Source organism: Algoriphagus oliviformis (assembly GCF_017254915.1).
GTDB lineage: Bacteria > Bacteroidota > Bacteroidia > Cytophagales > Cyclobacteriaceae > Algoriphagus > Algoriphagus oliviformis.
Genome location: NZ_JAFKCT010000014.1, coordinates 30,558 through 50,383, shown reverse-complemented (window position 1 = coordinate 50,383; position 19,826 = coordinate 30,558). Strand labels below are relative to the sequence as shown.

Annotated in this window: 15 protein-coding genes; all 15 read right to left on the bottom strand. The window is 54.1% G+C overall.

Features of this window, described 5'->3' with window-relative positions; all coding sequences use genetic code 11:
• Positions 1-99: 99 nt before the first annotated feature.
• A complete protein-coding gene (locus J0A68_RS21240; RefSeq protein ID WP_206580269.1) occupies positions 100-1,377 on the bottom strand; it encodes a metal-dependent hydrolase family protein in 1,278 nt (425 codons plus the stop codon).
• 188 nt (positions 1,378-1,565) lie between these two features.
• A complete protein-coding gene (locus J0A68_RS21235; RefSeq protein ID WP_206580268.1) occupies positions 1,566-1,973 on the bottom strand; it encodes a GNAT family N-acetyltransferase in 408 nt (135 codons plus the stop codon).
• Between the two features lie 22 nt (positions 1,974-1,995).
• Entirely contained in the window at positions 1,996-2,277 is a 282-nt protein-coding gene (locus J0A68_RS21230) for a GNAT family N-acetyltransferase (protein WP_206580267.1), read from the bottom strand.
• A gap of 134 nt (positions 2,278-2,411) precedes the next feature.
• Positions 2,412-2,831 carry a VOC family protein gene (locus tag J0A68_RS21225; protein WP_206580266.1) on the bottom strand — a complete coding sequence of 140 codons (420 nt, stop codon included), beginning with the start codon at positions 2,829-2,831 and terminating at the stop codon, positions 2,412-2,414.
• A gap of 11 nt (positions 2,832-2,842) precedes the next feature.
• The gene (gene kdsB / locus J0A68_RS21220; protein ID WP_206580265.1) at positions 2,843-3,568 is read right to left on the bottom strand and encodes a 3-deoxy-manno-octulosonate cytidylyltransferase; all 726 of its coding nucleotides are present in this window, start codon (positions 3,566-3,568) and stop codon (positions 2,843-2,845) included.
• 565 nt (positions 3,569-4,133) lie between these two features.
• Complete coding sequence (locus tag J0A68_RS21215) at positions 4,134-5,975, bottom strand: ligand-binding sensor domain-containing protein (protein WP_236025708.1); 1,842 nt, start codon at positions 5,973-5,975, stop codon at positions 4,134-4,136.
• Between the two features lie 121 nt (positions 5,976-6,096).
• Positions 6,097-7,161 carry a dihydrodipicolinate synthase family protein gene (locus J0A68_RS21210; RefSeq protein WP_206580264.1) on the bottom strand — a complete coding sequence of 355 codons (1,065 nt, stop codon included), beginning with the start codon at positions 7,159-7,161 and terminating at the stop codon, positions 6,097-6,099.
• A complete protein-coding gene (locus J0A68_RS21205; protein ID WP_206580263.1) occupies positions 7,161-8,177 on the bottom strand; it encodes an NAD-dependent epimerase/dehydratase family protein in 1,017 nt (338 codons plus the stop codon). The genes J0A68_RS21210 and J0A68_RS21205 overlap by 1 nt, the downstream gene beginning before the upstream one ends.
• A gap of 65 nt (positions 8,178-8,242) precedes the next feature.
• Entirely contained in the window at positions 8,243-9,448 is a 1,206-nt protein-coding gene (locus J0A68_RS21200) for an Nramp family divalent metal transporter (RefSeq protein WP_206580262.1), read from the bottom strand.
• Positions 9,449-9,450: 2 nt separating this feature from the next.
• Positions 9,451-10,917 (bottom strand): PQQ-dependent sugar dehydrogenase, encoded by a 1,467-nt coding sequence (locus J0A68_RS21195; protein ID WP_206580261.1) that lies wholly within the window; start codon positions 10,915-10,917, stop codon positions 9,451-9,453.
• A complete protein-coding gene (locus tag J0A68_RS21190; RefSeq protein WP_206580260.1) occupies positions 10,910-12,385 on the bottom strand; it encodes a BNR-4 repeat-containing protein in 1,476 nt (491 codons plus the stop codon). The genes J0A68_RS21195 and J0A68_RS21190 overlap by 8 nt, the downstream gene beginning before the upstream one ends.
• Before the next feature lie 109 nt (positions 12,386-12,494).
• Positions 12,495-13,958, bottom strand: a complete 1,464-nt coding sequence (locus tag J0A68_RS21185) for a RagB/SusD family nutrient uptake outer membrane protein (protein ID WP_206580259.1) — start codon at positions 13,956-13,958, stop codon at positions 12,495-12,497.
• Positions 13,959-14,061: 103 nt separating this feature from the next.
• A complete protein-coding gene (locus J0A68_RS21180; RefSeq protein WP_236025707.1) occupies positions 14,062-17,520 on the bottom strand; it encodes a SusC/RagA family TonB-linked outer membrane protein in 3,459 nt (1,152 codons plus the stop codon).
• A 178-nt stretch (positions 17,521-17,698) separates the two neighbouring features.
• Positions 17,699-18,718 carry a FecR family protein gene (locus J0A68_RS21175; protein WP_206580258.1) on the bottom strand — a complete coding sequence of 340 codons (1,020 nt, stop codon included), beginning with the start codon at positions 18,716-18,718 and terminating at the stop codon, positions 17,699-17,701.
• Positions 18,719-18,825: 107 nt separating this feature from the next.
• Entirely contained in the window at positions 18,826-19,446 is a 621-nt protein-coding gene (locus tag J0A68_RS21170; protein WP_206580257.1) for an RNA polymerase sigma factor, read from the bottom strand.
• Between the last annotated feature and the right edge of the window lie 380 nt (positions 19,447-19,826).

The window sequence follows — 19,826 nt, the reverse complement described above, 5'->3', positions numbered from 1 at the left end:
AAAAGTTGTAAAGTGGCGAAGCACTCGGGGCACTGCGGAATAAACGGTTGCCACTGCCTACTGATCCTTGTCTACTGACAGCTGCCTACTGCCCACGGCCTACTGCTTATACACTTTCCCTTCCTTCATGACAAAGACCACGTCCTTCATCACCTTGATGTCTTCGTCTGGATTGCCGGAGACGGCGATGATGTCGGCAATTTTCCCCACCTCGATCGTCCCTAGTTTGTCCTCGATTCCCAGCAGCTGGGCGGCATTGAGTGTTGCCGACTGGATGGCCTCCAGATTGGGCATGCCTACTTCGGTCATGTAGAGAAATTCACGGTAGTTGTCTCCGTGGGGAAATACCCCCGCATCGGTACCAAAAGCGATCTTGACGCCCTTCTTATATGCCCTGCCAAAAGTCTCCTGGATCTGCGCTCCGATCTCCATGGCTTTGTCCCGCACCACAGGAGGGTAGTAGCCTGGGATCTTGGCATACTCAGCCGCAGACATCCCTGCCGTCACCGTAGGCACATACCAGGTCCCGGCCTCCTTCATCATTTCCATGGTTTCCTCGGTCATCATGGTGCCGTGCTCGATGGAGTGGATACCTGCCTTCACGGCCCGCTTCATCCCCTGGTCCCCATGTGCGTGGGCTGCGACGTGGATGCCAAAGTCCTTTGCCGTCCGCACCACGGCATCCAGCTCATCCTGCTGAAACTGCGGGGCCGAGCCGTCCCGAGCCACCGAAAGCACGCCTCCGGTAGCGGTCACCTTGATCACATCCGAACCATACTTCACGGCCTGCCGTACTGCCTTGCGGGCATCGGCGTCTCCATTGATCACGCCCTCATCCGGCCCCGGATCACGCATGAGATCACGCTTCACGCCATTCGTGGGATCGGCATGCCCACCGGTGGGGGCGATGGACTTGCCGGCTGTATAGATTCTCGGGCCTACGACCAAGCCATTGTTGATGGCATTGCGCAGGGCGATGTTTACGCCGGAGCCACCCAGATCCCGAACTGTGGTAAAACCCGACATCAGGGTGATTTTCGCATAGGGCAAGGCCTTGTAGGCCACGTCCGCCTCATTGTCGCGAAAGCCGTCCACATAGCGGGTTGGGCTGGTTTGGCTTTCGATATGGACGTGCATGTCCATCAGGCCCGGCATGACGGTCGCATTTTTCAGGTCAAGGACTTGGTCTTCGGCTCCACCGCTTTGGTAGCCCGGGGAGACGGAGAGGATCTTGTCCCCCTCCACGACGATGGTTTGCTCGGTAAGGACTTTCTTGGTTTTGACGTCGATCAAGCGCCCGGCATGCAGGTATGTTTTTTGGGCAAAAGCGGTGAGGGATAGCATCAGGACAAAGCCTGACAGCAAAACTTTCTTCATAAGGTCTAAGGATTGTTGGTTGTTGCCAGTCAAGATAGCCTATAAATCGAGCATTGAAAAACCAGCTAAAAAAAACAAAAGCGCCTCTACAGCGCTTGTCGTGACGTCTCACCCGTCCCCAAGCCAGTACAGCCCGAGGCCTTAAACCCGACTATAAAATTGGATTTTTCGCTTCAGGAAAACCTTCCCTAGCCCATTTGCTCTCCGGGCTTCAGCTGATAGCAACGCTCGTGGAGCTTGAATCCCAATTTTTGGTAAAAGGGCTCCGCATCCTCTGCGGAAAAAAGAATGAGCCTGGCATCGGGAGCCAAAGCCCGTGTGAACTGCAGCATCTCGCGGCCTATGCCCTTCCCTTGAAGTGCCTTGGACACAGCCAAATCGGCGATAAAACAACGGTAGCAGAAGTCCGACAGGCCGCGGAGTACGCCGACCAGCCTCCCTTCCAACCTCGCCGTCACCAGCAAATTGGAGCCAGCCAGCATCCTTGCGAGGTGGTCGGGATCATCCATAGGCCTTCTCAGGCCTAGACCGGAGTCGTTTAGGATCGAGACAAACTCCTCCAAATCGAGGTTTTTTTCCACCTGTATCGTGTGCATGGGAGTAGCGCCGGGCGGTTTTTCAGTTGAGGACATCTTGCAAGTCCGCCCTTTTTTTGAACGTGGCATTGGCAAAAGGACAGAGAGGCACCACTTTGATCTCCTCCTTTCGGACGAAATCCACCAGGCTTTCCAGCAGCTTCACTCCCACTCCCTGCCCCTTCAGGCTTTCGTCCACCTCGGTATGCTCGATGATCATCCGCTTGGGCCCAGCCATCACATAGACCATCTCGGCCAAGCGTTTTGAATCCTGTTCCACAAAAAAAGAGCCTCGGCGCCCGTCGGATTGATGTTGGATGTCCATTGGTAAATGTTAAAAGTAAGGATTAAGGATTAATGTACTAAGTACTTGCATTTTGGTCCTTTGCTTCGGCTCCGCCTGAGAGTGGCTCTCGTGTCTTGATACTTAATACCTATTACTTGATACTATTTTCGATATCAGCTTTTGGTCCTGGCATCGACGATTCCGTCATAGGCTTCGTCCACAGGTTCCCAGAGCTCGATACTGTGCCCGTCGGGATCCAGAATATGGACAAATTTCCCGTATTCGTAGGTCTCGATTTCATCCAAAACCGTCACCCCTTCCGCTTTGAGCTCCTCGACGAGTTCTACCAGGTTTTCGACCCGATAGTTGATCATGAAGTCTTTTTCGGAAGGCTTGAAATAGCCCGTGTCGTCCTTCATGGGAGACCATTGGGAAAAGCCCTTTTTCTCCGGATTCTCACTGCTCCTCCACTCAAAGGTAGTCCCGTACTTGTCGGTATTCAGGCCCAGATGCTTCTGGTACCAGGATTTTGTCGCGTCGGGATCTTTCACTTTGAAAAAAATCCCGCCAATTCCAGTTACCCGCTTTTTCATAGTCAACTTGCTTAAAGGATGCTTCTAAGAAAATTTCTCGCTCGGTCAAGATCTTCCTTGGTGTCGATGGCAATGGCCTGATGCTCGGTCTCCACCATCTGGATTTTCACCCCACGCTCTACGAGGCGAAGCTGCTCCAGCATTTCGATCTGCTCCAGACGGCCTTTGGGCCAGGAGGTAAATTCCAGCAAAAGCTCCCTCATGTAGGCATAGACCCCTACGTGCTTCCAGTAGAAAATATCCTCCGTTCGTTCCCTGTTGAAAGGGATGGGGGATCTGGAGAAGTAGATTGCGTTTTTCTTTTCGTCCAGCACGACCTTCACCGTATTGGGATTGTAGGCCTCGTCTTCGGAGATTCGGCACATCAGGGAAGCCATCTTCACCTTGGGCCGATCAAAGACCGACACCAAGTCCTGCAGGGACTTGGGATCCTGGAAAGGCTCATCCCCCTGCACGTTCACGATGAGGTCCGCGTCCACTGCCTCCAAGGCCTCGGCAATCCTATCCGAACCGCTTTGATGGGCCTTTTTGCTCATGAATACATTTCCTCCCAGGTCGAGGATTTGCTTCTCGATCTCCTTGTGGTCGGTGACTACCCAGACTTCGTCAAAAACCCCGGTCGCAACCGAGCTGACGTAGGTCCTCTGTATCACCGAAATGCCCCCCAAATCCTGTATCAGTTTGGCCGGAAGGCGGGTGGAAGCGTACCGGGCCGGAATAAGTGCTGCTGTTTTCATTCAGTTGGAAATAGTGAAAAAGTAAGGATTATACCAATTTTCGGCCTAGACGGTTACGTTGATTGGTGGGATGCCGCATCCAGCGTCAGCATCATCAGTCCTGTCAATCACAGTTTAAAGCCTATTTTGAGCACGGAAAACGAGAGAAATTCAGCTCTGCGCCTAGGGTGTCCAGCACTCAACCAGCCAAATATATGGAAAATCAGGGACAGCCAGCACTCCCGTTATCCTCCCGCCTTTCCTTCCGTCGTCCCTCAGCCCAAGGCCTTTTCCCCAAAACAAAAAAATACCCGGAATGCCGCCTCCGCGACATCCGGGTAATTCCATTTCATGATTGTCCGCAATCTTGCCAGTAAGCGAATTTGCCCTTTCTATCGGGCCTGCCTGAGCAGACAGGCTGGAAGACACCGACACGTCGGGCAGGCGATGACCGATGCTTCGGCTATGCTCAGCACAGGCGACCGAAGTAGGGCAAAGCCCCAATTTTAGCGTTCATTCGGATTGTCACGGCTGCCTACTGGCATACAAGCGGATAGTCATACTCCATTTACAAAACCCCTTAGATCTAGGGCCTATAGGACCAAAGCTCCGTGCCACGCTTAAAGTACAGCGTCCCGTCCTTTCCCATCACTAGCAAGGCCGCATCCTTGGCCAGCTGGGTCACTTCCTTGGTCTCCGGATTGAGCCTAAACAGCTTTTCCCAGTCCGTCCCGTAGATGTTGCCATCCGGGTGGAGCACCAAAAAAGCACTTCTCCAGATGTGGCTTTTGAAAGGTGGGAAATCGTACAGCTTGGTGGTGGACAGCACCTTCTTTTCCCTTGGGTCAAAAATAAAAAGCGTGCCGTCGCCCATTCCCCAGATATTGCCATCAGGACCTTGGATAAAACCCGTCAAGGCAGAAGCCCCAGGCACGGGAACGGTCTCAAACAGTTTTTCGCCCGACTCCGGATCCCAGCCAAACAAAACTGCTTCCTTGGTTTCAGGGGCTTTGCCCAGCCCTCCCGAGATCGTCGTACCGCCCAGCACGTAGTCACCGGCATACGCGAGGGCGGCGATGGACTGCTTGGCTATCGGGCTTTCAAAGAATTTGAGTTCGTCCTTTTCCAGATCGTAGGTAGCCATCGCCCCACCCAGCTTGCCATATTCGGGAATCATCCCAAAGACCAGCAGCTTGCGCTCGGGTATGCTCACATGGGCGAAGGAACGGCTTTGTCCCTCAAGTTGTCCCAGAAATCGCGGATTGCCTTCCTTTGGCTTCCAGTCCCCTTTGGTGTCAAAGACATAAAACTTTCCCTTGGGGTAAATGCCGAAAAAGATCTGATCCCCCAGCACGGACATGCCCTCGGTTTGATCCAAACCCGGTAGAAAGGTATGGATTCCCGTAGCGGGGTCAAAGGTCGCATTGCCGCCCGCCAAGTAGCCGCCCGACCAGATTTTCCCGTCAGGGGCCGTCAGCAGGGAATGGATGGGAATGGGCTGACCCGGGATCTGAAGCTTGGTCTTTTCCAGGGAATCCGTGGCCGGATCATAGGAATAGAGATTTGCGCCGGAGGTCAAAAACATCACCTTTCCGCTCTCCGAAATCTGGAAGGCGTTTGCCGTGCCTACGCTTTCGCCCAAAACCCGCGCAGTAGACTCCTCCTTTGCCGGATCAAAGCGTCGCAACTCGGACTTTGCGGTGTAGTAAACCGCGTCTCCCGAGGCAGCACCGGCTATCGCACGCATGTCCATGCCTGCTATCTCCTGCTCAAACTCCCCTGTTTTGAGATTGTAAACCAAGGTGATGCTGCCATTGGTAATCAAGGCGAAAAGCCGGTCATTGCCGTCTTTTCCCGGTACGATCTCCAGTCCATAGACAAACTCATAGCCGCGAAACTTCTCGGGGAGCAGCTCCCTTTTCTCGCCCGTTTTCGGATTGATCTCGATCAAGTGGGCCTGCGAACCCACCCCGGCGTAGAGCATACCGGTTTTGGGGTAAAAGGCCAGGCTTCGCACATAGTTTTCCTTTTCCACCAAAGCCCCCTTGCCCAGGTCGGAAAATCCGTCTTTGGGATGATATCGAAATACCCGACAGCCCGGATAGGTCGCGCCGAACACTTCCCCATCCAGCCCCGGAGTAAGGCTCCAAAGGTAGGTCTCCCCCTCCAGGGCAATGCCCAAATCCCGCACTTCCTGTGTGCCTGGCGTATGGGCAAAGAGGCTGCCGTTTGCGCCGGGCGCATAGAGGGTTCCGTCGCTGGACTGCGCCAAATCCCAGGCACCGTCCGCCTTGGGCAATTCCTTGTCCAAGACCAGTGCTTTGCTCTGCACGTCGTAGCCCAGCAGGTGGGCAGGCTCGCCCCTAACCACGGTGTATACCAGATCATTGCCTGCTTTGTCCTTGGCAAAAACACTCCCTTGGATCATGGAAGCAAAAAGCTGAGGACCGTGATTAGTAAATCGAGTGGTGTCAACTTGGGCTAAACTTCCAAATGACCAAAATCCAGCCATCACCATGACTGTTAACAACTTAACAAACTTCATATACTTAGATTTTCTGTTGTTTCAAAAATTGGCTGACAAAGGCATCGTCATTCAAGTCGGGATAGGCCTGATGCACCCGGCTGATCTCCTCCGACTGGCCTGGAGACAAAACCTCCTTTGGATTCAGGCACCAAGTCCCCTCCAGCAAGCCTTGTCTTCGGAGCATTTCGTGCATTCCCGGGATGCAACCGTGAAACTGATACGCGGGATCAAACATGGCCGCATTGACATCCGTCACCTCGATCCCCTTGCTGAGGAGTCTAGCCCAGTCCTGTCCAGAGCCGGACTTTTTGCAGGCTTTGACCTCGACCAAAAGCTCCACGGCCTTTTGCGTATAGACCGCCCAGTGCCCGAGCAAGCCTCCGACAAATTCTTTTTCGACCATCTTTCCCTCCGACTCAAAGCGGTAGGTGGTCAGGAGATCGGCGACGATGTTGTCGTCGTTTCCGGTGTACATGGCGATGGATTCCCTGCGGCTGCTTTGCGCCACGGCCCGCATCACATCCAGCGTCTGGTAGCGGTTGAATGAGGCGCACTTGATCGCCTCTACGTTGTCTATCTCGGCAAAGTCTTTCCAGAAATCGTAGGAGAAAATCCTTCCGCCCACGGAGGGCTGCAGGTAAAATCCAAAGACCGGCAGGATTGCCGCCACTTCCCTTACCCTGTCCAAAATCGCCGCCTCGGTCCAGCCCTGCAGGCCGCCCATACTCAGCAGGCCCATGTCAAAGCCGTAGCTCAGCGCCAAATCAGCCTCTCTTTTTGCCTGGTCTGTAGGGCCGCAGATGCCTGCCACCTTGAGGAAGGGACGTTCCAGCTTTGCCATCACCACCTCCTCGGAGGCCCACTTCAGCACCGTCTCATACAGGTTGATCTCCGGATCGCGGATCTCAAACTGGGTGGAGTGTACTCCCACGGCGATACCTCCCGCCCCGCTGGCGATGTAGTAGCGGCTGAGCTGCCTTTGCCGGGATTCGTCTATGCTCCGGTCGGCCTTCAGTGCCAAGGGATGCGCGGGGATGACCTTACCGGCATGCAAATGCCGCTTCAGGTCTTCGCTTAGTCTTTTCATCAGAACTTCCCCCCTCTCTCCTGAAAATGGGTAGCCTTGCCAAACTCCTCTCCTCCCAGCCTGAGCCAAGTCGCCGTGATATCAATGATCTCGCGGACAGTGACTTTGGGGTAGCCAAAAATGCGATGGCACTCGGAGGCGTTGTTGAGGAGGGCGGTGCCGGTGGGTTCGTTGACAAACTTGGGCTCGATGCCGAATATCCTTCCAAACTGGTTGGCGATCCATCGCACGGACAGGATCTCAGGCCCTGTCACGTTCAGGATCTTCGCCGGAGACTCGCAATGCAGCAGAGAGCGTATGGCCACCTCATTGGCGTCGCCCTGCCAGATCACGTTGACATTTTCGGTCCGCAGGTCGATTTCCCTTCCGGCCAGCACCGACTTGCCTATCTCCATCATCACGCCATAGCGGAAGTCCACGGCATAGTTGAGGCGGTAGATCAGCGTGGGCGTTTGGTTCTTTTTGGAGAAATACTCGAAAATACGCTCCCGCCCCAGGCAGGATTGGGCGTACTCACCCAGAGGCTCAGGAGCTGTCTCCTCCGAAGGCCCACCCGAGGTGACCGGCACAAAAGGCAAGACGTTGCCCGAGGAAAAGGCGACAATGTTCGAACCCCTGTACTTCTCGGCTACCCGGCCTGGCAGGTAGGCGTTCATCGCCCAGGTGAAGGACTCATTGCCCGTGGTTCCAAACTTATTTCCGGCGAGGTAGATCACGTTTTTTACGTCCGGCAAGCTCTGCAAGTCCGCATCGTTCAGCAGGTCGCAGGAGATGGTCTCGATGCCTGCGGTCTCCAGTTCGGCTTTTGCTTTAGCATCCGAAAACCTCGAAACGCCGACAATACGCTTCTCCGAGCCGCTCGCCTTCGCAGCCGCCACGGCTAGCTTCCCCATGCTCGGCCCCATCTTGCCTCCTATTCCCAAGAGCAGGATATCCCCCTCTATCTTAGCCATGTCCGCCACCAGATCCGCTGAGGGCTGGGCCAGTTTTTTCTCTAACTCAATCAAATCTTTCATTGTATTCCAATCTCAATTGATACAGTTGTTTTAATTACACCCCGGCTTTACACCAGGTGATTTATTTATTTGATAAACAATTCATTAAAATTCCAAACAGCCAGACCAGCCAATAGGACCAAGCCTAGGGCTCCGGCAACTTTGACCAGTCGGGAATTGACTCTTTCCCCCATGATCTCGGGATCGTTGGCGATGGAGTACATGGCGATGCCGATGAAGGGCACCAAAAACACCGTCACGCTTTGGGCAAAAATGATCAGCTCCAAAGGCAGCTTGCCAAAGGCCAAGGAAATCCCCATGCCGCAGCCCATCACGAGGGCTATCAGGCTACGCACGGCCTTTGAACTCAGCCTACTGCCAAAACCCAAGGCATCCCCCAAGAGACTCCCGCCCACCGTGGCATTGCCGACTAGGGAGGAAAAAGACGCCCCAAAGAGCCCCGCCAAAAACAGATGCGCCGCATAAGACCCAAAAAGCGGCTCCAAAGCCTTGGACATCTCCGAGGCGCTGTTGACCTTGATCCCTTGGGGATTGAGCACAGCGGCTGCACAGATGATCACCACCATACTCATCAGGCCCAAAATCAATATTCCGGTGGCGCTGCGGTTTTTGGCTTGGCCTTCCACTCCGGGCTTTTGGTTTTCCTGCACGAGGTAAGCCTGATAAAATGCCCCGACAATGGAAAAGCAGGAAGCCACAAAGGCTATCAACAGCCCCGGCGAACCGACGGGAATGGTCGGCACAAAGCCGCTGACGATCCCCTCCACGGAAGGCTTGCTGAGAAATAGCGTTGTGAGAAAGGAAAACAGCATCAGCCCCACCAGCGTGATCATCAGCTTTTCCAGGGTTTTGTAGAAACTCCTGAAAAACAGCAAACTGATACCCAACAGGTTAAATACCAGCACCCAAATCCAGGTCGGGGTGTCTGTGGCCTCTGCAACCGCGATGCCCACTCCTATGGAATTGCCGGCCTGAAAGGAGGTGGCGACAAGAAAGACCCCCAGCCCAACGAGGACGCCGACGGGCTGCCCCCACTTTTTCCTGATCTGGGTCAAAAGGCTCTCTGAGCTGCTCAGTCCTATCCTTGCTCCCATGTCGGTAAAGACCAGCATGAAAAAGATCGCCACCACCACGACCCAAAGGGTGGCGTACCCGTACTCCGCGCCAAGACGGGAGGTGATGGTCATCTTGCTTGGCCCAAAGACCAGCGCGGCGGTGATAATCCCCGGCCCCAGTCCTTTCAGGAGCCTAATGAGTTTAGTTTCTGACATCTTTATCTGTTTTCTTCTACTTCTCCTGAACTGATTTCCGAAGCCTGACTTCCCAAACTGTTTCGGACGTAGCTTAGGATTTGGCTGATGTCCTGGTTGGAGAGAAAAGCGAAGGCGGGCATCTGTCCTTTTCCTCCAGTGACTACTTTCACCACCGGACCTATTTCTCCCTCCACCAGCGACGATCCCGCGAGAGCCGGAAAGGCCCCGCTTAGTCCGCTTCCGTCTTCTTTGTGGCAGGAAGCGCAGTAGTTGAGGTACAATTGCTTCCCGTCCAAGGATGATGCGATCTTGGGAAGGGACACTGTTAGTGAACTGGAATTCAATTGATTCGTCACACTGATCTTAAGTATCTTGTCATCTCCAGCGAGGGGAAAGCCCGGTTGGGGGTTCCAATCCCGATTGCTGGTGCTCAGGTAGATTTCCCCCTGAGGTCCCACGCTCACATCCCTGAGCCTGCCGTAGTGGTTTTCAAACAAAACCTCTTCCTCACCGATGCCAGTCCCATCCTCAGCAAGATGGAGAATCCTCAAGCTTTTCCCCTTGAGCGTCGTCAGCAGCAGGGAATTGCTCCACTCGGGAATCTCCTTTTTCCCATAAAAAGCCAGACCGGCGGGAGCGATCACCGGAGTCCAAGAGCGTATGGGCTCGATGCTCTGATGGGCTTCCGCAAAGACTACTTCGTCTGGCAGATCGTGCTTTCCCTCTATGGCTGGCCAGCCGTAGTTGCCGCCAGAGCGAATCAGGTTCACCTCATCCTCTATCGCGTCCCCATGTTCCGAGGTGTAGAGCAGGCCCTTTTCGGAAAAGGCCAAGCCCTGCATGTTCCGAAAGCCCAGCGCCCAGACGTAGCTGCTTGGATCGGGATTGTCGGCGGGAATGCTCCCGTCCGCCTTCATCCGCAGCATCTTTCCATTCAGCTTTTTCGGATCTTGGGCATAGGCGAAATCATGGGTGTCGCCCGTGGCCCAGTATAGCATGCCGTCCGGGCCAAAAGCCAATCGAGAACCATTGTGCGATGTCCCGCCCTCTATCTCCAGCAGCAGCTGACCATTGGTCAAAGCATCTTCTTGGAGCTCATAGCGCATTAGGCGACTCGTGATCAGCGTGTCCTTTTTGGCGGTATAGTTCAGATAGACAAAGGGATTGCTTGCAAAATCCGGGTGAAGCGCCATTCCCAGGAGACCGGAAGTCCGCTGCTGCCAGACGTCCGGAATCAGCAGCATGAGCTGCTTTTCTGCGGTCTGTAGCTCGATTCGGGACACTTTGCCCTCTTGCTCAGCCACCCAGAGAAATCCCTCCGAATCGACCTCGAGATCCCAGGGCACCACCAGCGAATCCGCAAGCACCTCCACTTTCAGTCCCGTCGACTCCAGCTTCACGGTATCTAGGAGCTGGAGCTCCGGCTCCTTTGTCCCACAGGCGATGGTCCAGAAGAGGAGGCAAAAAAGCAGGGGCCGACTAGTCATTCCTAGGACGTTTGGCACTTTTTACCCGCATGGGTTTCGCAAAATCAGAGTCCATCTGGGTAGGCAGGAGATAGACGTTTCCCTTTTTGTCCGAGAAATAGAGCCTCGAAAAAGACTTCTCGCGTCCATTTCCATCCGCCCAAAACGCATAAAACTCATCGTGAACCTGGACTGGACGGCGGGCATAGGAGTGGTTAAACTCGCTATTGGAAGTCATAGGCTTGCTTTTCCAAGTTTTACCTTGGTTTTTGCTGATCCACAGGACCATTTCCCCGCCTGTGTTGTAGGCCTGAGGCCCGGGGCTCGTAGGGCCTACAATCCTCCACTCCCCATTGGGAGCCATGTAGAGCGAGCCCATGTCGTAGTTGTTGTCAGAGTCTGTCACAGGGAGAATCTCCCAATCGGAGCCGGTGAATCTCGCGGTGTTCCAAGTCCTTGGGCCATTTGCCGGGCCAGCCTCGTAGCCCTTGCTGGTGACATACAAAATCACCGGCCGTCCAGCCTGATCAAAAGCCAGGTCATTGATGTAAACCAACCGGCCCATGGAGGAATAGTCCTTCACCAAGGCGGGATTCTGAACTTGGTTCAAAGGCAAATCCAGCGTTTCGCCCTGAGCCGTCTGCCAGCTTTTCCCAAAATCCTCAGTTTGCAGGTAGTAGAGATTGGTTCGGAAGTTCAGGCCATTGGCGCCTTCGGTGATCGGGTGGAAATTGAAGGAGGTTCCCAGCTTGTTTCCAGATTGTCCACTGGTCTGGTAGTGCCCCTCTTCGATGGCCGCAAGGTCTTTCCATTCGGAATAATCCACTCCATCGGCGCTGGTCATATAGCCTATGGTCCGTCGGGGCTTGGAAGGCTGACCGGGCACGACCTTGGTTTCATAGTGGGTAAAAAGGTTGATAAAGCCGTTTCCAGGCTGATACCAGGACTGGAGGTAGGAGAAATTATCCATTTCCACCCGTTTCCCATTCCTCATCTTGGTGACATGCACCCGCTCAAATTCGGCAATGTCGTAGGGCTTTTTGCTCTTGTGCACGTAGGACGGGCTGCCCGTGCCATGGGCGGTGGAAAAGATCCAGAGGTAGCCTTCCGCATCGATATTCATGACGGGATTGTCGTGTGCGTTGTCCGTCTCTTTGTCCAGGACCACGGTTGGCCTGGGCACCCTACCGGTTTTGTGGTCATAGTAGGAAATCATGTGCCACAGCGTCGCGCCGGAGGGGTCGGCGCCGCCGTAGCAAAAAAAGGTCTTGTCCACCTCCGGCACATAGATGGAAAAAGGGTAATGGTTGGCCGGATAGGTCGCCAGTCCCCCGCTGTACTTGTAGACGTACTCATCGTTGGAGGGCTCGTTGCTGTACCAGATCCCCCGATAGCCGGTGTCTTGCTGGTTGAGGATTTTGGGCTGCTGCGCAAAAAGGCAAAGCGATAGCCCCCAACCCAAAACCAGGGTCGAAAGAATGTTTTTCATCAACAAATCGGATGTTTTCTATAAACTAGGAAAAAGGGGCTAAAAGCTAAAGCGTCACTTGATGCAAAAGCAGGCAAGGCGCCCAGCTTTTAGCCCTTTCTATTCCTTTTTAGTAGCCCGGATTTTGGGCAATCATGCCAGGATTGATGTCCACCTGGCTCTGTGGTATCGCCAAAAGCAGATGGTGCGGCTGGATGCCCTGGTCGGCCAATACCTCCAGCGCCCGTCCGGTTCTCAGCAGATCAAACCAGCGGTGTCCTTCAAAAGCAAGCTCAACTCGTCTCTCCTGCTCCACCGCCAATCGGAACTCGGCCTGGGAGCTGATCCGGTGTGCGGGGTCTGCTTGCGTGGATGACTTCAGCGGCAAACCCGCTCTAGTTCTGATCTCGTTTAGATAGTCAAAGGCAGGCCCATCCGCGACAAATCCCTGCTCGTTGAGCACCTCGGCGTACATCAGCAGCACATCCGCATAGCGTAAGACGATCCAGTTGTTGTCCCCATCCAGGTTGGAAGCCGGCGTCGCGGAGTACTTCACCACGTAGTTGTGCTCGGTGGTTTTGCCGCTCAGCACGTAGCTGGTCTTCATGGAGGCTGCTTTTCGTAGGTCATTGGCCTCGTAGGCCAGGTTCATCGCTGCGGTGGGGATGTTCTGTCCCAAAGGATTGCCCACGGAGACTACCGCGGTACCAGACCCTATCGGCGCAAACTGGTTGGCGAAGGGGCTGCCCTCCCCGCTTGAGCTGCTCTTAAATTGCACCTCAAAGATGGACTCGGCGTTGTTTTCAGCCGCGACTCCGAAAATACCCGCATAGGTCGGCATCAGCTTGTACTTGGTCTGTGCGGCTTCGTCGATTACCTGCTTCAGCTTTTGGCTGGCCAAAGTCCACTCTTTTCTGGTCAAGTACACCTTGCCCAACAGCGCCATCGCAGCTCCCTTGGTCGCACGGCCCGCGTCTGCCGCGGCGTAGGTGTAGGGCAGCGAGGCCTCAGCGGCCACCAGGTCGGCAATGATCTGCTGGTACACCTCCTCAGTGCTGTTTCGCCCATAGGAATAGCCCTCTTGGGGATTGTTGATCACTTTGGTCACCAAGGGCACGTCACCATAGATCCGCACCAGGTTGAAGTACATCAGCGCCCGCAGGAACTTCGCCTCACCGATGTAGCGCGCCTTCAGGGTCGCATCCATCGCCACGCCCTCGATCTTCTCAATGACGATATTGGCGGCTTGGATACCCTGGTAGTGTCCTGTCCAGGTGGTGTTGCTGATGGAAGTCACCGGAGTGTTGGTGAAATTGTCGATCGCCTGCAGGTCGGCACCGGCATTGGGGTTGGTGATCTCGGTATTGTCCGAGCGCAGATCCCCCATCACGTGCATGGAGGAATAGTACTGCCCGCTGTATTGCAGGGAGCCATAGACAGCCGTGAGCGCGTTGCCCATGTCCTCTGCGGTCTTGTAGAAGTTGTTGCTGTTTTGCTGGGAAATCGGAGCCAAATCCAGAAAATCGCTGCTGCAAGACCCTGCGGTCAGCATGACAAAAGCTCCGGCGGCAACCCATATTTGTATGTTTTTCATGTGTTTAGATTTTATTTTTAAAAGGCCACATGGAATCTCGTATCTCGAAAATCAACTCTCTTGGCGAAGTTTTCTTCATACTCGATTTCATAACTAGTCCAGATTAGAAGCCAACATTTAAACCAAACATAAACGTACGCGCGAGCGGATAGCCACCCGCGTCCACACCTGGCACCAAAGGGCTGCCACCCTGGGCGCTTACCTCGGGATTGTAGCCTTCGTAGTCGGTAAAGGTGTAGGCATTTTGTACCGTGAAGCTAAATCTTGCGCTGGACAGCTTGGCCTTTTCCAAAAGGGAAGCTGGCAGGTTGTAGCCCAAGGTGATGTTTCTGATTCTCAGGAAAGAACCATCCTCCACAAACAATGACGTGACGTTGTTGACCACTGTACTGCCGGCATAGCCGTTGAAGTTTCGATCGATCATAGGCGACACGCCGTCGCCGCGGTCCGACTCGGACATCCAGCCATTGGAAGCGCTGGACAGCACGTTGTAGGAACCGGCGTAGTTGCCGTAGTAGCGTCTTGCGAGGTTCAGCACCTCAAAGCCCTGTACTCCCTGAAGCGTAAAGGCAAAGTCGATGTTTTTGTAGGTGAAGCTGTTGGTCATACCCCAAGTGAAATCCGGGAAAGGACTGCCCAGCACCCTTCGGTCGTTGGCATTGATCACACCATCGCCGTTGACATCCTCAAACTTCAGCTGGCCGGGCTTGGACTGTACCGTGCCGTTGCCATTGAGGATCACCGGACTGCTGTCGACTTCCTCCTGGTTTTGGTACACTCCGATCACGTTGTAGCCAAAGAAGCTTCCCGGAGCCGATCCGATCTCTGTGATGTGGGTAGGCGCGCTGGCTGAAGTAGCCTGTCGGGAGATGATGGGAGAGCCGTCAGGGCCCAAGGCCCTCACCTCGATGTTGTTGGTGGAAAAGTTCAGGTCAGTCGTCCACTTCAGTTTTCCGACGGTATTTCGGCTGGTGACGGTGAATTCAAAACCTTTGTTTTGGATCTCGCCGATGTTCTGCAAGGCCGTGGAATATCCCGTGAGCGTCGGTACGGGTACGTTGAGCAGCAGGTCAGACGTGATCTTATTGTAGTAGTCAGCGGAGGCGTAGATTCTGTTTTGCAGCAAACCAATCTCGATTCCCAAGTCCGCTTGGCTGTTTCTCTCCCAGCCCAGGGTGCTGTTTGGAATGTTGGAAAGTCGGATGCCATTGCTGACTGTGCCGCCGTTCATTCCCAGCGGATAGTTTTCTATGCTGGTCAATCCAATCGATCCATAATTGGTGATGAAGTTGTTGCCGGTCAAGCCATAGCTGGTGCGCAGCCTCAGCTCTGACAGCCAGGAAACGTCCTCCATAAATTGCTCTTCGGAAATCCTCCATCCCAGGGAGACCGATGGGAAAGAGCCCCAGCGGTTGTCCTCCCCAAATCTGGAGGAACCGTCCCGACGAAAGGTAGCCGTAAGGAGGTATCTGTCGTCGTAGTTGTAGTTTACCCTGGCCAAATAGGAAATCAGAGCCCATTCCTCTTTGGTCGAGGTGGCGCTGGAGATGAGTCCGGCGGCATTGATGGTCTTGATGTTGTCATTGGCAAAGTTGGTCCCGGTCATGCGGTTGACGTCCAGGGACTCCTGCTGTACCGTGTAGCCGAGGACGGCGTCAAAGTGGTGTTTGCCGATGCTTTTGTTGTAGCTGAGGGTAAACTCGGAGAGCCAGTTTCTGGTCTGGGAGGTCGCATTGGTGCCAACGGCAGGTTTGGTGGCGTTGACACTGTTGGGATTGATGATGGAAGAGCTGAAGATGTCCTCGCGGAAATTTCGGATATCCGCGCCTACGAGCGCCTTAAACTTCAGGTTGTCGATCAGGCTGAATTCCGCGAAAGAGGTACCCAGCAATCGCAGGTTTTGCTGCTGGTGGAAATACTCCTTGGCGATTTTCACGGGATTGTCCACTTCCGAAAGCCCAATTCCCTGGCCGGTGATCTTGGTATAGTTGCCAAACTCGTCGTAAGGCGTCAGGTGGGGAGCCGCGGTGATGGCCGACTGGATGATCCCCCCTCCCTGCCAGTTGCCTTCGGCAAGAGACTGGTTGGAGAAGGTGTAGGAAGGCGTGATGTTCGCACCGACCTTCACACGCTTGTTCATCTGGGATTCCACGTTGACGCGGAAGGAATAGCGCTCCAGATCCGAGTTGATGATTACCCCCTCTTGGCTCATATAGCCACCGGAGACAAAGTACTTGGTCTTCTCATTTCCTCCGGAAAAATTCAGCTGATAGTTGCTCATGGAGGCAGTCCGGAAGATCTCATCCTGCCAGTTGGTGCCCTCTCCGAGCGACTCTGGATTGCTCAAAACCTCCGGCAGGAGGTACATCACGTTGTTGAGCCTGACGGAATTGGGATCGGAAGCCGATCTACCGGGGCCTGAGTTGACCCAAGCGTTGTTTCTGGATTCGTTGACATAGTAGGCGAAGTCGGTTGCGTTGAGCACATCCAGGGTTTTCTCCACCTGCTGCACGCCGGTGCTGATGCTGAAGTCGATCTTTGACATGCCGTTTTTGCCGGATTTGGTCGTGATGAGGATCACGCCATTGGAGCCCCTCGAACCGTAGATTGCGGTCGCGGAGGCGTCCTTCAGGACTTGGATGTTGTCGATGTCGTTGGGGTTGATGGTGTTGAGCGGGTTGTTTCTCTGGTCAAAGTCGTTGGTGACCGGAAAGCCATCCACCACGTAGAGCGGCTCATTGCCCGCGCTGAGCGAGCCCGCACCGCGGATTCTCACTGACGCTCCCCCTCCGGGCGCGCCGGTAGCCTGGGTGACCACCACGCCTGCCAGCCTACCGGCAATCGCCTGGTCCACGCTGACTACGGGCTGATCCTTGAGCTCCTCACTGCTGATCGCACTCACGGAGCCGGTGATGTCTTTCTTTTGCAGGGTGCCGTAGCCGACCACCACAAATTCCTCCAGGTTGTTTTCCTCGGTCCTCATGACCACATCCATGAGGGTAGCCGAACCGACGACGATTCTTTGGCGCTGCAGGCCGATGAAGGAAAAAATAAGTGCCTGTCCCTCGGAGGCCTCAATGCTGAAGTTGCCGTCGATGTCGGTCACCGTGCCGGTGGTCGTCCCTTCCACCAAGACGGTGACGCCGGGCAGTCCCATGCCGGACTCGTCCCTGACGGTTCCGCTTATCTTTTCGCGCTGGGCTTCCGTCTCCACGAGGGCCTCTCCCGTCCTGTGCGCGATGACGCTGATGGTATTGTTGACCTGCTTAAACCTCAGATTGGTCTGCGTGGCAATCTGGTAGAGATGCTGCTCCACCGTGCCGGAGGTCTTTGCGAAGCTCAAGCCAGACTGGCCGGAAACGACGGCATCCGTGTAGAAAAAGCTGAAATCTGTTTTGTTTTCGATCTCGCGAAACAGCTCCGTCAGAGAATAGCTTCTCTTTTCCAGTTTGAGGTGAACCTCATCTATGCTTTTCACCTGAGCCGAGCTCGTGCTGGCCATCAGGGGACTCAATGTCAGGCAAAGTATCGCCACTCCTCTAAGCAGTAACTTAATAGACATGACTATCAGTGGTATCGTTTTTTTCATATTTTAGGGTTGTAAGTTGAAACATAGAAATACCCTCGGATGACAGACCGCTAAGCTTTAGTCCTTGGGTGCCGTGTTTTGGTTTTCACGGGAGCGTATTCGCAGTACGCTCCTGTTCTTTTTTATGTCCTTTGGATCTCACATAGGCAGCTCAGTTGAATGTGACCACTACTTCTTTATCCTTTAGCTCGTACTCAAACTCCATGGAGGCACCGAGCACATGCAGCACGTTTCGCAGACTCTCGTTGCTGTCAAATGTCCCCGTGGCCTTGAGGGCTCCTGGATTCCCGTTTACCTGGATTTTCACTCCATACCAGCGCTCCAGCGTGGTGACCATCTGGTCAAAAGGCGTCTCGGCAAACCTCAATACCCCTTCCGTCCAGCTGATCTTGTCAAACACCTCCACGACGTACTTGCTCAGCTCCTCCTGCCCTTGGGAGAGCAGGGATTCCTCGCCTGGATTGAGGTCGATGGAGTTTTTGGAGCCTTTCTGCTCGAGCCGCACCTTGCCGGTCACCAGCGTGACCGCGACTTTGTCCTGATGTCGAAAGGTGGAAACGTTGAAAGAAGTCCCCAGCGCGGTGGTCAGGACGCCTCTGGATTCCACGGTGAAAGGATGGTTCTCATCCCTTGCCACCTTGAAGAAGCCCTCCCCCTCCAGCTCTATCCGTCGGTTGGACGCGAAATCCTCCGAATAGGCGATCTTGCTTTCCGAATTGAGAAAGACGGTAGAGCCGTCTGGCAGATTGATCCGCGTCTTTTGGCCCGCGGGATTTTCCCTCACGATCAGCTTGGGACCTGCCTGCAGGAGTTCGACCGGAGATTCCTTTTCCCGTCCCAACTCGATGTAAAACAGTGCGGAGATCCCGAGTAGGAGCAGTACGACGGCGGCCTTGAGCCAAGCTGGGAACAGCCTTTTAGCTGGCTTGGAGTCCACCGCGAGATAGGGTTTGGGATAGCTGTCCTTTGCTTGGTTGATCTTTTCCCAAAGCGGCTTTGGGTCCCAAGTTTCGGCCTGCAGGCTGCGGATCTTTTCAGACCAAGCCTGCAAAATCTCCGCGGACAAAAATTCCTCCGCCTCCGACGAGTCCAGCCAATCGAGGAGCTCCTGAGCCTGTTGCCGACTCAGTTTTCCTGCAAAAAAATCATCTATACGTTTCTTGTGATCCATCTGGAGCTATTTACTGACACCTATAGCCCCAAGTCCGGAAAAATACTCACGCGCTGGTGAAAAAAATTTGTACTTTTTTGAAATCCGCAGTAGAAGCTACTGGAAACTCAGTCCATCACCTGCATCAATACGGAATTGAGCGTCATCACGAAAACTCCCGCAGAGATGATTTTCAGCTTGACGAGCTTTTCCTTCACGGCCTTGGTAGAGCGAAAAATCTGGTTTTCCACCGTTCTGCGCGAGATATTCAGCCGCTCGGCGATCTCTTCCACCGATAGGTTTTCGAAATGGCGGAGGACGAAAATCTGTTTTTGCCCCGCAGGCAGCTGCTCGATGATTTCCTTGGAGATATGGTGAAACTCCGAAAAAATAAACTCCTCCTCGGGACTATTGCTGCGCTCGACCTCGTAGAGCGGGATGTTGTAGTTTTGAAAAGCAAAAAATCGGGCTTCCTTTTTGGCCTTTTTGATCACCAGAGACCTCACGATCGAAATCATGTAGGCATTGATCGATAGCTGGGGATCGAGCTTGTGCCGTTTCTTCCAGATTTTGAGAAATACCTCCTGCACGATTCCCTCGGCGTCTTCATGCCCGAGGTTCATCCTGCGGGAAACATGGTAGATTTTCTCCGAAAAAAGGGCATACAGCTTCCCAAAAGCCTTTTCGTCGCCTTGGGAAAGCTCTAAGACCAGTTGCTGATGGGGATGTGCGCCAAATTCGCCTGCCATATTTTTCGGAACCTTCTCCAAAGCAAACAATTAAAGTTGATTCTACAACATCCCCTCCCCCAGGCCAGTCCAAAAATCTGTGGATCCCCTCCCCTTGTCAATGACGACCATCTCCCAAACTCCGCCAATCCCTTTTGATCAATTCCAAGCCTGGGAAACAGCGAATAGCCATACCCAACTGAATACCAGTGCATTTAGCAATATTTTTTTGTAAATTATTGCGAGACAAAACCCAAAACACGATTATCCTCAATCTTGCCAGTAAGCGAATTTGCTTCTTCAATCGGGTCGGAAGACCGATGACCGAAGACCGAAGTAGGGCAAAGCCCCCATTTTAGCGTTCTTTCGGATTGTCAAGGCTGCCTATTGGCATAAAAGCG